We start from the raw sequence: 13,665 nt of genomic DNA, 5'->3' as shown, positions 1-13,665 counted from the left end.
ATGGGAGCCCGATGATGACGGACGACACTGGCGGCGGGATCAACCGGCGCGACATGTTCGGCACGGCCTTGGCCGGTACCGCGGTCGCGCTGATCGGCACGGCGGAGGCCGAGGCCGCGACCCGGAAGCCGGCGGTGCCTGACTGGCGGCGCGGCTATGATCGTCAGCGTGTCGCTGACCTGGGCGACGGGCGCTTCCTCAATCCGCTGCTGGCCGGCGACCATCCGGATCCGGCGATCCTGAAGGACGGCGGCGACTATTACATGACCTTTTCCAGCTTCGATTCCTATCCGGGGCTGACCATCTGGCATTCGCGCGACCTGGTGAACTGGCAGCCGCGCATCGCTGCGCTGACCCGCAATATCGGGTCGGTATGGGCCGTCTCCCTGGAGAAGCATGAGGGGCGCTATTTCCTCTACATCCCGGTCAAGGCGACCCCCAATTCGATCTGGGTGATCTGGGCCGATCATGTCGACGGCCCATGGAGCGATCCGGTCGATCTGGGGCTGCACCGCCATATCGACCCCTGCCATGCGGTGGGCGAGGACGGATCGCGCTGGCTGTTCCTGTCGGGCGGCGACCGCATCCGGCTGAGCGCCGACGGCCTGTCGACGGTCGGTGAGGTCGAGCATGTCTATGACCCATGGCACTATCCCGACGATTGGGACGTGGAGGGCTTTTCGCCGGAGGGACCCAAGCTGGTCCGTCATGGCGGCTGGTTCTACATGATCACCGCGGTCGGCGGCACCGCCGGCCCGCCGACCGGGCATATGGTGATCGCGGCGCGGTCCCGCTCGATCCACGGCCCATGGGAGAATTGCCCGCACAACCCGCTGGTCCGCACCGTCGACAATGAAGAGAAATGGTGGTGCCGCGGCCATGCTTCACCGGTCGAGGCGCCCGACAAGAGTTGGTGGTCGATCTATCACGGCTATGAGAACGGCTTCTGGACGCTCGGCCGGCAGGCGTTGCTCGACCCGATCGAATGGACTGCCGATGGCTGGTTCCGGATGAAGGGCGGCGATCTCTCGGCGCCGATCGCCAAGCCGAAGGGCGGTCAAGCGCTGCCGCACGGCCAGCCCCTGTCCGACGATTTCAGGACGCTCGCGCTCGGCGGCAAATGGAATTTCTTCAAGCCGGGTCCGAGGGAAAGCGCGCGCGCGCGCGTCGATAACGGCGCGCTGATCCTCACCGCCAGCGGGATAGCCCCGGTCGATTCATCGCCGCTGCTGCTGATAGCGGGCGACCTCGGCTACCAGTTCGAATGCGATATCGAGATCGCGCCGGGCGGCACGGCCGGGCTTGTGCTGTTCTACGACGAGAAGCTCTATTGCGGCCTCGGCTTCGATCAGGATCGCTTCGTCACGCACCAATATGGCATCGAGCGCGGCAGGCCGGCCAATCCGCACGGACGCAGGATGCGGATGCGGATCTCCAACAAGCGCCATATCGTTGCGATCCACACCAGCGGGGACGGGGGCAGGACCTGGGCACGCTTCGATCGCGGCATGGAGGTGTCGGGATACCACCATAATGTCCGTGGCGGTTTCCTGATGTTGCGGCCCGGCCTCTATTCGGCCGGAGCTGGTGAGGCGCGCTTCTCCAACTTCACCTATCGAGCGCTGTAGTCACCATCAGGCGAAGCCCTGAGTCCTGGCCCAGTCGACGAACAGCTCGGGCCATGCCGCGACCGGCTTGCCGATCGTCTTGCGCAGCCCGAAGCCGTGGCCGCCATTGGTGAACAGGTGAGTCTCGACGGTCACGCCCTGCGCCTTCAGCGCGGCGCGGAACATCAGGCTGTTCTCGACCGGCACCGTCGGATCGTCCTCGGCATGGAGCAGGAAGCAGGGCGGGGTCTGTTTCGTGACATTGTCCGCGGGCGTGTGCGCCCTTTCCAGTGCCGGACTCGCGTCCTTGCCGATCAGTTGCTCGCGTGAGCCCGCATGGGCGACCGGCAGGCTCATCGACTGCACCGCATAGATCGGCGCGGCGAGGAACGGGCGCGCGCTGAGCCGGTCGGCGGCATCGACCGGATCATAGGTCTTTGCCGCAAAGCGCGTGGCGAGATCGCAGCACAGATGGCCACCGGCGGAAAAGCCCATCGCTGCGACGCGCTCGGGATCGATCGCGAACTCCCGCGCGCGCGACCGGATCAGCCGCATCGCGCGCTGCGCATCCGACAGCGCGACGTCAGGTCCGGCCTTCCATCCGTCGCCCGGCAGGCGATAGAACAGAACGAACACCGTATACCCGCGTGCGCTCAGCCAGCGGGCGATCTCATACCCTTCCTTGTCGACCACGATGCGGACATAGGCGCCGCCCGGCATTGCGAGCACGGCGGCGCCATTGGAAATGCGCGGCCTGAACACGACCAAGCGCGGGCGCGCGATGCCGCGGACCGCACGATCGGGAAGATCGGGATCGGTGCTGCGTTGATCGACCGTCTCGACCGGCGGCGTGGCGGGCATGCCCGGCGCGCCCTTCGGCCAAAGATCGATCGTCTCCACCGGATCGGGCAGGCCGGGCACGGGTGCGTCTCCCGCCTTTGCCGGAGGAGGGGTTTGCGCGCGTGCGCCGGCTGTGACGCTTGCGGCAAGAGTCCCGAGGATCAGGTCGCGACGATCGAACATGGAACCTCCGAAGAAAAAGAAACGGACGCTGCCCGGATAGGCAAGCGTCCGTCAGGATAGTCCAGGGGAGGCGGACTTACATCTTCACGCGCGCGCCCACCAGGATCGTACGCCCGAAATGGTTGTTCTCGTAACTGCGGTTTGCGTCGTTGTCGTTGTAGCGATAGCGATATTCGTCGGTCAGGTTGACGCCTTCGACTGACATTTCGAGCCATTCGGTAAAGCGATAGCGCACCGAGGCATCAATGTTGATCGTCGAGCCATAGCCTTCGAACAGGTTGCCGTTGGCGCTGCCCTGATCGACATACGGACCGCGGTAGCTGACTGAGCCGCGTGCGCTGAACTTCTTGTCTTCATAATAGAGCGTGCCGTTTATGGCGGTCTTGGACAGTCCATACAGAGTCGTCGAGCGTGTGGTCGCGACGTTCGGCCCGAACGCGCCGGTCGCGGTCTTCACCACAACCACTGGGCCAGCCAGTGTGTAGGATGCGCTCGATTCGATAAACGTGGCGTTGGCGATGCCGCCGAAGTTCGAGAGGAAGCCAGGCAGGAATTTGAAAGGCGCCTGGATCGACAATTCGATGCCTTTCAGGCTCGCGCCCGACCCGTTCACGTTGCCGGTAATCGTGTAGATCTGGTTTGGATCGAAGTTGATATAGGCCGGTGAACTGGTCGGCAGCACCGACTTCGGGAGGCCAGTAGACGCGAACGTCCCGCTATAGGTTTGCGCAACCGGGAAGCTATCAACATTCTTCTTGAAGACCGCGACCGACGCGATCGACTGCGGCGCGAAATACCATTCGAGCGCGAGGTCGTAGGCGGTCGCCCGGAACGGATTGAGCAGCGGATTGCCGAAGGTGATGCGATAGTTGAACCCGTCGACCGAACCGCCCGGTGTCAGATTGCCCAGAGTTGGGCGCGTGATGACCCGCGAGATCGCGCCGCGCAACACGACGCTTTCGGTCGGAAATAGCGCGACGTTCACCGACGGCAGCCAATCGTCATAATCGCGCGTGACCGTTACGCCGGTTCCGCTGTTCAGGCCGAACGAAGACTGGTCGGTATGGGCATAACGAACGCCGGCATTGGCCGCATAGCGCAGGCCGAAGAGATCGCCCTTCACATCGACCTGGAAATAGCCGCCCTTCACCGTCTCGGTCACGCTTCGGGTATTGCCCGCGTCGACCAGTGGTGTGCGGCTGTACAGCTTGGTCAGGTTCGCCGCGGCGTCGATATTGGGAACGAGCCAGGTCGTGGTGGTGCCCGCTGGCTGGCCGGCATCGCCCAGTTTGACGGTGTCGGACAGCGCCGATGTCGCCTGGAAGCCGTAGATCGCGCTTGGACCGAACACCGTGTTCGCCGAACAGGTCAGGGTGCCCAGCACCAGGTCGGCACCGCCATTGCCGCACACTGCGGTGTCGCGCAGGAACCCGGCGGTGTTGAAGCTGAAGCGGCGATAGACCCCGCCCGCCTTGAGTGTGAAGCCCTCCGTCACGTCCCACTCCGTGCGCAGCTGAGCGGTGCGGAACTTGTTGGTCGTGTTCGACGGGCGATCGCGGATTTCGGCGAGCTGGAAGTTGGCCGGATCTGTCACGCTCGTGCCGAAGGTCAGCACCGGGGTGGCCATGTTGCTGTAATCATATTTGTACCCGGCGGCGTCCCGGTCGTCATAGACGAAGGTCGTCTCCACCGGGATGTCCGCGCTGGACTTCGAGAAGCCGCCGAGCAGGGTGAAGCGGAAGCTGTCGGTGACGTCCTGATCCCAGGTGCCGCCGAGCTGGTAGAATTCGGTCTGCGACTTGCGCAGATAATGTTCGGTGCGGACCCAGGCGTCGTTCAGCGTCGCCGAGATCATGTTATTGTTGCCGTCATAGACGGGGTTGAGCACGTCGATCGAGCGTTCGTTGCTGCGCAGCAGGACCTCCGCCCATTTCTCTTCGCGCTCCTCCTTGAAGCGCGAATAGAGGCCGTCGATCGAGATCTTGGTCGAATCCGTGGGCGCGAACTGGACGCTGGCGGTGATGCCGAGGCGCTCGCGGCGGTGATCGACCACGCCGTAGCGCGGGATACGCGGATGGAAGGCGAGCGCCGCCTTGTCGCAAGCCGCGTTCTGGAAATAGGTACCGCCGGTATTGGTCTTGGCGGTCGTCGGGGCGCCGGCTGCATTGGTGTTGAAAAAACACGGCGTGCCATCGACCGAGTCGAAGCGCGCCTGCGCCCAACGAACCGAGTTGTTGCCGAGCTCTAGCGTGTTGATCTTCGAATAGGCGGCGGAAACCGATGCACCGAAGGTGCCGGCATCGTTGCGCCACGACAGCAGACCGGCAAAGCGCGGACCGACATTGTTGCTGAGATCGTTATACGACGCCTGGGCGGAGAGGGCGCCGGTAAAGCCGACCTTGCCCGCGAGCGGGTTGCCGGTGTTCAGGTCGACCACGGCGCCGAGCGAGCCCTCGTCAAGCGAAGCCTCGGCCGTCTTGTGGACGACGAGCGAGCTGAACAGCTCCGAGGCGAAGACGTTGAAATCGAAGGCGCGGTCGCGGTTGGCGCTGGCGCCGTCGGTCGAGGTGGCGACCGTTTCCATGCCGTTGACGCGGACTCGGGTGAATTGCGCGCCCAGACCGCGCACCGTGATCGCGCGGCCTTCGCCGCCGTCCCGCTGGATGGTGATGCCCGGGATTCGCTGCAGCGACTCGGCCAGGTTCTGGTCGGGGAACTTCGCGATATCCTCGGCAACGATCGCGTCGACGGCGGAAATCGAGTCGCGCTTCAGGGTCAGCGCTTGTTCGAGCGAGCGGCGGAAGCCGGTGACGACGATATCTTGTTCGTCGGTCGCGGGCACGTCCTGCGCCGCGGCATCCTGCGCGGCGACCGGCTGGGCCGGGGCTGGAACGGCCTCTGGTTCGGCTGGCTTGAGCTCGGCCGCGAAGGCCGCCGCCGGCATGAACAGGCCGATCGCCAGCGCGCCAAGCGAAGCGCCTGCAATATTGCGAGAAATCGCGCCTCGCGAGGCCCGGACTGCATTCCCCATTTACCCACTCCCCATCTGCGTCGCTTTGCGACGTTGCTGACACCGGTAGCCGGAGAGAGCAGTTCAGCTGCTCATCCGGCCCGTCGGCACGTCAGGAGAGGGGAGGCCATAATGTGGCCAGCGATTCGCCCTCTCCTTCGGTGACCAATCTCCGTTGATCTTCCTCGGCCCCAACTTGTCGCCTTTGGTAACCGGTGTCAATGGTCAGAGGCAATGATCTGCGTCAGTCCGTAACGAGGCAATGCCGCACGGCTAAGCTGTCGCGAGCGGGTTCAGGATCCCGGCTGGATATAGGGAATGCGCGCAAATAGCTCGCGCTGCCATTGGCGCGGATCATTCTCGACTCGGCTGCGCGCGTCGAAGATCATCGTCGGACGGCAGACCAGGTCATAGACCGGCCATTTCGGCAGCCCGGCATGGTTCGGATTGCCGGCCCTGGTGAAGGCGACGAAGCTTTCCTGCATCGCGGCCGAGGCGGCGCGGGCATCGGCCGCAGTGCCGGTCTGCGAGCCCTTCGCGCCGAGCGTACCGAAGACCAACGCGATATCGAGGGAGTGATAGGCGCCGCGCCGCGGATCAGTGCGCGAGGTGAAGTCAAGTTGATAGACCCAGGTCTTCGTCTTCGCCCGGGCTCGCTCCTCCGCCTCGATCACCTGGCCGCGCCAGCTCCGTCCGGCGGTGGTCGCCCGGTAGAAGATCTCGGTCGGCGACCAATCGGGGAATTTCGCGCGATATTCGGCAACCACCCATTCAGGCAGCACATCGATCCGCAACTCGGGTGCGATACGTTCGGCGAGATTGTCCCAGTTCAGCGTCTGCACCCGGGGCGAATCGGGCGAGATGAAAGCGCGCGTTTCGTCATGGGTATTGCCGAGGATCATCGGGATCGCGTTCGACTGCGGATTGGCATCGGGCCAGAAAGGGTGACGGACCAGCCATTTCATATCGAGCACCGGCCCGAAATAGACGCCGCCGCCGAGGATCGGGTCAGTCGCGTCGAGCGCGTCGACCAGCTTTCCGGCCGGCATGGCCAGAAGCGTGGAGAGATCGGCAGTGCCGAGCTTCGCGAGATAGGCCTGGGCGCGGCGGGTGGCGTTGAGCGGGCCGGAGGCGGTGACCTGCTGGCCGCTCATCGTCGCGGCGCGGTGGAACAGGCCTTTGGCGGCGGGCATGCCCATCATCGTCGCGATCTTCGCGCCGCCGCCCGACTGGCCGAACACCATCACGCGCGAGGGATCGCCACCGAACGCCGCGATATTGTCGCGCACCCATTGCAGGGCGAGGATCAGGTCGAGCTGGCCGTTATTGCCGCTGTCCGGGAAACGCGGGTCGAGCCGCGCGAGATAGAGATAGCCGAAGGCGTTGAGCCGGTGGTTGACGGTGACGACCACGACATCGCCGCGCGCGGCCAGCACCTGCCCGTCGTTCAGCGCATCGGTGCTGCTGCCGTTCGAATAGGCGCCGCCATGAATGTAAAGCATGACCGGCTTCTTCGCGGCCGGCCCGGCCTCCGCGGTCCAGATATTGAGGAACAGGCAGTCCTCGCTCTGCGCGCCGTAGCGATCGTCCTTTTGCGGCGCGACCGGGCCAAAGGCCCGAGCGGTGATGGTCTCGCCCGGGCGCGATACCGGGCGGGGCGGCTGGAAGCGCTCGGCAGTGCCGTAGCGGATACCGCGAAAGACGAGTACGCTGCCCTCGGTCGATCCAACGAAATTACCTGACGGCGCCCGAACGCTGGCCGATGGGGCAGCCCGAGCCGAGCCGGCAAGGATCAGCGCCGCGCCGGCGCCGATCACGCCGCGTCGGGAGACGTCAGCGGCGGACATCGAGCCCGCCGGAGAGATAGGCGTCGATATCGGCCTGGCGGAACAGGCTGGCATCGCCGGGCAGCGAATGCTTGAGCGCGGTAAGGGCGAGCCCGGTACGCGCGGCCTCAGTGATATCGCCCCCCGACCGGAGCGCATGAAGCACACCGACGGCGAAGGCGTCGCCCGCGCCGATCCGGTCGACGATCCCGGCGAGCAGCACTTCGTCGGTCTGGGCATGCTCGGTGCGGCCATCGATCCGGGCCGAGAGGCGGTGCCGGTCGGCATCTTCGACGTGACGCGCGGTGGAGGCGATCAGCTTGAGCTTGGGGAAGGCGGCAAAGGCCGCCTCGGCCGAGGCGAGGCGCCGATCCTCGCCGTCGCCGCCGAAATCCTTGCCGAGCAGCAGCGCGACGTCGCGGTGGTTGCCGAACATGATGTCGGCATGCTGCACCAGCCTGGTCAGCACGCCGCGCGGATCGCTGTCCCAGCTTTCCCAGAGGCGCGCGCGGTAATTGCCGTCGAACGAGATCGGCACGCCGCGGGCGCTCGCGGCTTCGGCGGCGGCGATGGCGGCTTCGGCCGGAACCGGGCCAAGGGCAGGGGTGATGCCGGAGAGATGCAGGCGGTCGGCGCCTGCGAGCAGCGTGTCCCAGTCCCAGGCGCTGGCGGGCGCCTCGGCGAAGCTGGAGCCGGCGCGGTCGTAGACGACGTCGGTCGCGCGCATGCCGGCGCCGCTGGTGACGAAATACAGCCCCATGCGATCGCCACTGAACTGGATAGCCGAGCAATCCACGCCGTTTGCCCGCAGGCCGGAGATGGCGGCGCGGCCAAGATCATTGTCGGGGACGGCGCTGACCAGGCTGACATCATGGCCGAGGCGGGCAAGGCCGCTCGCCACATTGGCTTCGGCGCCGGCGATCCACACGTCGAACCTGGGCGTCTGGAGCAGCAATTCCCGCCCCGGAGGCGAGAGGCGCAGCATGATTTCACCAAAGGCGACGAACTTACCCATTATCCACCTGCTGCTCCGTTCGGACCGAGCCTGTCTAAGCCCTTCTCTTCGGCGGAAGTGCAAGAGTTCATCGCGCCAGCCAACCGCCGTCGACCGCGAGGATATGGCCCTGGACATAATCCGCGCCGGCCGATGCGAGGAAGACCGCCGCACCGCCAAGATCGCTTGCATCGCCCCAGCGCCCGGCGGGAATGCGTTCGAGGATCGAGCGGTTGCGCGTCTCGTCGGCCTGAAGTGCGGCCGTGTTGTTGGTCGCGATATAGCCGGGCGCAATCGCGTTGACGTTCACGCCCTTGCCCGCCCACTCATTGGCGAGCAGCTTGGTGAGTCCGCCGATGCCCGATTTGGAGGCGGTATAGCTCGGTACGCGGACGCCGCCCTGGAAGGTGAGCATCGATGCGATGTTGATGATCTTGCCGTGACCCTGACCGATCATGTGGCGGCCGGCCGCCTGGCACAGGAAGAAGACCGATTTCAAATTGGTGTCGACCACCGCATCCCAATCCTCCTCGGTGAAATCGACCGAATCAGCGCGGCGGATGATGCCGGCATTGTTGACCAGAATGTCGAGGCCGCCGAGCTTCTCCAGCGTTTCGTCGATGACGCGCTGGACCGGCTCGATGGTGGAGAGATCGGCGGAGACGATTGCTGCCCTACGGCCCAGGGCGCGGGCCTTCTCAATGGTTTCCTCCGCAGGCGTACGGCCGACCGCCGCGATATCGGCACCGGCGGCGGCAAGGGCGAGCGCGATCGCCTGGCCGATGCCGGTATTGGCGCCAGTGACGATGGCGACCTTGCCGGTGAGGTCGAAGGGGTTGGTGGGCATCCTAAATCCGTTCGTTTCGAGCGAAGTCGAGAAACATGTCCTGGCGCGCCGTCACAGTGTCTCGACTTCGCTCGACACGAACGGAGAAGGGATTCCTTCCAGCGTTACGCCAGCTGGCAGATATCCAGCACGTTCATGTCGGTATAATCCTGGTTCTCGCCCGCCATCGCCCAGATAAAGGCATAGGCCTTGGTGCCGGATCCCATGTGGATCGACCAGGGCGGGCTGATCACCGATTCCTCGTTGGCGACGACGATGTGCCGCATCGCCTCGCCTTCGCCCATGAAGTGCATGACGCGGTCATTGGGACCGTCGAGTTCGAAGTAGAAATAGATCTCGCTGCGGCGCTCATGGATATGCGGCGGCATGGTGTTCCACACGCTGCCGGGCTTGAGCACGGTCAGGCCCATGACGAGCTGCGCCGAATCGCACACGCCGGGGATGACGAGCTGGAAGATGGTGCGCTCGTTCGATTCCTCCAGGCTGCCGCGCTCCAGTGCATTCGCATCGGCGATCGAGAGTTTGCGCGTGGTGAAGCCCTTATGCGCCGGGCAGGAGGCGAGATAGAAACGCGCGCCGGCGCCGGAGAAGACGACCTCCTTCGCGCCCATGGTGACGTAGAGGCAGTCCTTGTTGCCGAGCGTGAAGCTCTCGCCATCGACGAGGACCGTGCCATCCATATTGCCGACATTGACGATCGCCAGCTCGCGGCGTTCTAGAAAGGGATGGCCGACGGCTGAGGCAGGCTCGGTCTGGTCGGGCAGTTTGACCGGCGTCTCCGCCACCTCGACCCCGCCGATCACGAAGCGGTCGGCATGGGTATAGTTGAGTACGCACTCGCCAGCGCGGAACAGGCCTTGGATCAGATAACGGTCGCGCAGCTCGTCGTTCGAGACGCACTCCATCATGTCGGGGTGCGTGGCGTAATAGGTACGATCGAACATCAGGGTCCCTCCAGCTGCGCCTTCGCAGCGCATGATTCTTCGACACGCGGGGTAACCGGTGTCAGCCCCTTTCGCAATATCAGTCGCGGATCAATCGCGGGGCGGTGCGACGGAACCGCGGCGAATGAGCGTCGAGCGGAACATCGACGGTTCCTCGACCACCTCGTCACCGTCCGCGGTGAGCTTCAACGCGGCGGAGCGGGCCATGGAAATGATCGGCCAGCGCACCGTCGTCAGCGGCGGCCAGATATGCGCGGCGATCGGCGTATCGTCGAAACCGATGATCGACAGGTCGCGCGGCACCTCGATCCCGCGCTGGCGCGCGGCATGGAGAACGCCCGCCGCCATCTCGTCATTGCAGGCGAAGATCGCGGTCGGGCGCGGCATCAGGTCGAGCAGGCGATCGGCCGCCATCACACCGGATTCGAAGGTGTAATTGCCCTCCGCGATCATCGAGCGGGGCAGGGTGATCTTCGCGGCGTTCAGTGCCTGCTCGAAGCCCTGGCGCCGTTCGCGCGCGGAGCGGAAGCCGTGCGGGCCGAGCACCAGGCCGATGCGCTTATGGCCTTGGTCGATCAGATAATCGACCGCTGCCGTCACCGCCTCGCAGTCGTTGGACGCCACCATATGCGCGGGGTCGTCAAGCTCGGCCGATCCCATGCGCACATAGCGGCAGCCGATATCGTCGCACAGCTTGGCGAGCTGGTTGTTCTCGCTGACCGGGGGCAGCAAAACCACGCCGAACAGCCGCTGCCGCTCGAGAAAGTTGCGGACATCGTCGAGCATCGTTGCCGATCCGCGGTCGATCGGGCGGACGACCAGTTCGAACTCCGTGCCGTGCAGCGATTCGAGAATACCCTGCTGGACGTTCATCACCATCTGCGCGTTCGGATTGTCGTGGATCAGCCCAATCAGGAAATTGCGCCGGAGCGCGAGCGCCCGGGCCTGGGGATTGGGGACATAACCTAGCCCGCTAATCACCCCTTCGACATGCTTGCGCGTATCGTCGCTGAGCAGCGGCGACCGGTTGATCACCCGGCTGACCGTCTTCTTCGAGACGCCCGCGATGCGCGCGACGTCGTTGATCGTGGGAAGGCCCGTTTTACGCATCATGAGAGGGCATAGCGCCTATCCCGGCAAATCGCCAAATGCGCGTCGCAACCGCAACAATCCGCGCTGTCGGAAGGGCGATGGCGAAACAGCCAGAACCGGTCCTTGTCATTGACACCGGTTTACCTTAGGGTCCTACATGAAAGCGCCGGGAGCGCGTGCGGGAGGGTTACCAGGGTGGATTCCACCGATTTCGCCCATGAAGTGGGTCATATTGCTCAATCATTCGTCGAGGCGCGCCGCGCCGGGCGGTCCTTGCCGGACTATCCCGGCACCGTGCCGGTCGCCCTGGCCGATGCCTATGCCGTGCAGGACGCGGCGATCGCGCTGAACGAGGCCGAGATCGGCGGCTGGAAGGTCGGCCGGATCAATCCGCCGATCGACGGCGTCGACCGGCTCGCCGGCCCGATCTTCACCAGCCAGATCGTGGCAGCGACTGACGAGCCCGTGGCGATGCCCGTGTTCGTCGGCGGTTTCGCCGCGGCCGAGGCCGAATTCCTGCTGCGGATTGGTGCCACGCCGCCCGCCGGCAAGACTCGCTTCAGCCATGAGGAAGCGGCCGCGCTGATCGATTCGGTGCATGTCGGGATCGAAATCGCCAGCTCGCCGCTGGCGGCGATCAACGATCTGGGCGCCGCGGTGACGATCTCCGATTTCGGCAACAATAACGGCCTCGTCATCGGGGCCGCAATCCCGGACTGGCGCAATGCGGATATCGATGGCTGGCCGCTCGCGGTGGCGATCGATGGCGAAGTCATCGGCACCGGCAAGGCGTCGGACATGCTCGACGGCCCGGTCGGCGCGGCGCGATTCCTGTTCGAGCTGATGGCGGCGCGGGGCATCGCCCTAAAACCCGGACAATGGATTTCCAGCGGTGCGGTAACCGGCGTACACGCGGTGAAGATCGGCGAGCGGATCGAGGCGCGTTTCGGTGCGGATCTCGCGGTGGAATGCACCATAAAGGCCTCGTAAAGGGGCTCTTCGGGAGAGAGTGATGGCTGAATCGGCGATGCCGGAGATGACTGGGCCGGAGGTCGCCGACGCGGCGGCAAGCCGGATGGGCCGGTATCGCTGGGTGATCTGCGGGCTGCTCTTTGCGGCCACCGCGATCAACTATGTCGACCGGCAGATGATCGGCGTGCTCAAGGCGCCAATCTCGCAGGATCTCGGTTGGAACGAGACCGATTTCGCCACCGTGATCATCTGGTTCCAGGCGGCCTATGCCCTCGGCTATGTCAGCTTCGGCTGGTTCATCGATCGGCTCGGCGCACGCATCGGTTATTCGGTCGCTTTCATCATCTGGACGCTCGGCCATACCTTGTGCGGCTTTGCCGGCAGCGCGGCGCAATTCTCCGCGGCACGGTTTGTGCTCGGCATCGGCGAATCGGGGAACTTCCCGGCCGGCATCAAGGCAGTGTCCGAATGGTTCCCGGCGAAGGAACGCGCGCTTGCCACCGGCATCTTCAACGCGGGCGCCAATATCGGCGCGATCGTGACGCCGGCGGTCGTACCGTTCATCGTCGTGTCGATGGGGCTCGGCTGGCGCATGGCTTTCATCATCACCGGCGCGGCCAGCCTGGTATGGCTGGTCGCCTGGATCGCGATCTATCGCCGCCCGCGCGAGCAGCCGCGCGTCTCCGCCGCCGAGCTTGCCTATATCGAAAGCGATCCGGCGGATCCGCCGGAGAAGATCGGCTGGGGCCGCCTGCTCGGCTATCGCGAGACCTGGGCCTATGCGCTGGGCAAGTTCCTGATCGACCCGATCTGGTGGCTCTTCCTGTTCTGGACGCCCGATTTCCTGTCCAAGACCTATCATCTCGACCTGAAAAGCTTCGGGCCGCCGCTGATCGTGATCTATCTGATCTCCGATCTGGGCAGCGTCGCCGGCGGCTGGTCGTCCTCGACGATGATGAAGCGCGGCTTCTCCGCCAATACGGCGCGCAAGCTGACCATGCTCGCCTGCGCCTTTCTGGTGATGCCGATCTTCTTTGCGCAATATGTCGACAATCTGTGGCTCGCGGTCGGTATCGTCGGGCTGGCGACGGCGGCGCACCAGGCATTCTCCGCCAACCTCTACACTATCCCGTCGGACATGTTTCCGCGCGGGGCGGTAGGGTCGGTTGTCGGCATCGGCGGTACGGTCGGCGCGATCGGCGGCATGGGGATGGCGTGGTTTACTGGCTATATCCTGCAGACCACTGGCAGCTACACGTTGATCTTCGCGGTCGCGGGCAGTGTCTATCTGATCGCCGTCGGGGTGGTGCACCTGTTGTCGCCGAGGCTAGCCCGGGTCCAGCCCTGAGG

The 13,665-nt window shown here is 65.0% G+C and carries 10 protein-coding genes; 3 read left to right on the top strand and 7 right to left on the bottom strand.

All coding sequences use genetic code 11. From position 1 onward, the window contains the following. Positions 1 to 14 precede the first annotated feature (14 nt). A complete protein-coding gene (locus ACZ1I5_RS11550; RefSeq protein ID WP_465173827.1) occupies positions 15 to 1,628 on the top strand; it encodes a family 43 glycosylhydrolase in 1,614 nt (537 codons plus the stop codon). A 6-nt stretch (positions 1,629 to 1,634) separates the two neighbouring features. Here ACZ1I5_RS11550 and ACZ1I5_RS11545 read toward each other — a convergent pair whose 3' ends face one another. The 7 genes from ACZ1I5_RS11545 to ACZ1I5_RS11515 form a co-directional block, all read right to left on the bottom strand. Continuing rightward, positions 1,635 to 2,630 carry an alpha/beta hydrolase gene (locus ACZ1I5_RS11545; RefSeq protein WP_465173826.1) on the bottom strand — a complete coding sequence of 332 codons (996 nt, stop codon included), beginning with the start codon at positions 2,628 to 2,630 and terminating at the stop codon, positions 1,635 to 1,637. Positions 2,631 to 2,706: 76 nt separating this feature from the next. Then, the gene (locus tag ACZ1I5_RS11540; RefSeq protein WP_465173825.1) at positions 2,707 to 5,661 is read right to left on the bottom strand and encodes a TonB-dependent receptor; all 2,955 of its coding nucleotides are present in this window, start codon (positions 5,659 to 5,661) and stop codon (positions 2,707 to 2,709) included. Positions 5,662 to 5,933: 272 nt separating this feature from the next. Continuing rightward, the gene (locus ACZ1I5_RS11535; protein ID WP_465173824.1) at positions 5,934 to 7,487 is read right to left on the bottom strand and encodes a carboxylesterase/lipase family protein; all 1,554 of its coding nucleotides are present in this window, start codon (positions 7,485 to 7,487) and stop codon (positions 5,934 to 5,936) included. Then, positions 7,474 to 8,481 carry a sugar kinase gene (locus ACZ1I5_RS11530; protein ID WP_465173823.1) on the bottom strand — a complete coding sequence of 336 codons (1,008 nt, stop codon included), beginning with the start codon at positions 8,479 to 8,481 and terminating at the stop codon, positions 7,474 to 7,476. The genes ACZ1I5_RS11535 and ACZ1I5_RS11530 overlap by 14 nt, the downstream gene beginning before the upstream one ends. Positions 8,482 to 8,548: 67 nt before the next feature. Continuing rightward, the gene (gene kduD / locus ACZ1I5_RS11525; RefSeq protein ID WP_465173822.1) at positions 8,549 to 9,307 is read right to left on the bottom strand and encodes a 2-dehydro-3-deoxy-D-gluconate 5-dehydrogenase KduD; all 759 of its coding nucleotides are present in this window, start codon (positions 9,305 to 9,307) and stop codon (positions 8,549 to 8,551) included. A 104-nt stretch (positions 9,308 to 9,411) separates the two neighbouring features. Then, a complete protein-coding gene (kduI, locus tag ACZ1I5_RS11520) occupies positions 9,412 to 10,251 on the bottom strand; it encodes a 5-dehydro-4-deoxy-D-glucuronate isomerase (protein WP_465173821.1) in 840 nt (279 codons plus the stop codon). Positions 10,252 to 10,341: 90 nt separating this feature from the next. Next, positions 10,342 to 11,361, bottom strand: a complete 1,020-nt coding sequence (locus tag ACZ1I5_RS11515) for a LacI family DNA-binding transcriptional regulator (protein WP_465173820.1) — start codon at positions 11,359 to 11,361, stop codon at positions 10,342 to 10,344. Positions 11,362 to 11,538: 177 nt separating this feature from the next. Between ACZ1I5_RS11515 and ACZ1I5_RS11510 the strand changes: the two genes are divergently transcribed. After that, positions 11,539 to 12,333: a 2-keto-4-pentenoate hydratase gene (locus tag ACZ1I5_RS11510; protein ID WP_465173819.1), complete on the top strand. Its 795-nt coding sequence runs from the start codon at positions 11,539 to 11,541 to the stop codon at positions 12,331 to 12,333. A 22-nt stretch (positions 12,334 to 12,355) separates the two neighbouring features. Beyond that, positions 12,356 to 13,663, top strand: a complete 1,308-nt coding sequence (locus tag ACZ1I5_RS11505) for an MFS transporter (RefSeq protein ID WP_465173818.1) — start codon at positions 12,356 to 12,358, stop codon at positions 13,661 to 13,663. Positions 13,664 to 13,665 lie beyond the last annotated feature (2 nt).

This window comes from Sphingomonas sp. BL-S-30 (assembly GCF_055521475.1).
The sequence above is the reverse complement of the archived record's forward strand: the minus strand, read 5'-3'. Positions and strand labels throughout refer to the sequence as shown.

What these genes read in the sequence shown, in the direction of transcription:
- ACZ1I5_RS11550 (WP_465173827.1), top strand. Translation starts at nt 15, where the DNA reads ATGACGGACGACACTGGCGGCGGGATCAACCGGCGCGACATGTTCGGC.
- ACZ1I5_RS11545 (WP_465173826.1), bottom strand. Translation starts at nt 2,630, where the DNA reads ATGTTCGATCGTCGCGACCTGATCCTCGGGACTCTTGCCGCAAGCGTC.
- ACZ1I5_RS11540 (WP_465173825.1), bottom strand. Translation starts at nt 5,661, where the DNA reads ATGGGGAATGCAGTCCGGGCCTCGCGAGGCGCGATTTCTCGCAATATT.
- ACZ1I5_RS11515 (WP_465173820.1), bottom strand. Translation starts at nt 11,361, where the DNA reads ATGCGTAAAACGGGCCTTCCCACGATCAACGACGTCGCGCGCATCGCG.
- ACZ1I5_RS11535 (WP_465173824.1), bottom strand. Translation starts at nt 7,487, where the DNA reads ATGTCCGCCGCTGACGTCTCCCGACGCGGCGTGATCGGCGCCGGCGCG.
- kduI (WP_465173821.1), bottom strand. Translation starts at nt 10,251, where the DNA reads ATGTTCGATCGTACCTATTACGCCACGCACCCCGACATGATGGAGTGC.
- ACZ1I5_RS11530 (WP_465173823.1), bottom strand. Translation starts at nt 8,481, where the DNA reads ATGGGTAAGTTCGTCGCCTTTGGTGAAATCATGCTGCGCCTCTCGCCT.
- ACZ1I5_RS11505 (WP_465173818.1), top strand. Translation starts at nt 12,356, where the DNA reads ATGGCTGAATCGGCGATGCCGGAGATGACTGGGCCGGAGGTCGCCGAC.
- kduD (WP_465173822.1), bottom strand. Translation starts at nt 9,307, where the DNA reads ATGCCCACCAACCCCTTCGACCTCACCGGCAAGGTCGCCATCGTCACT.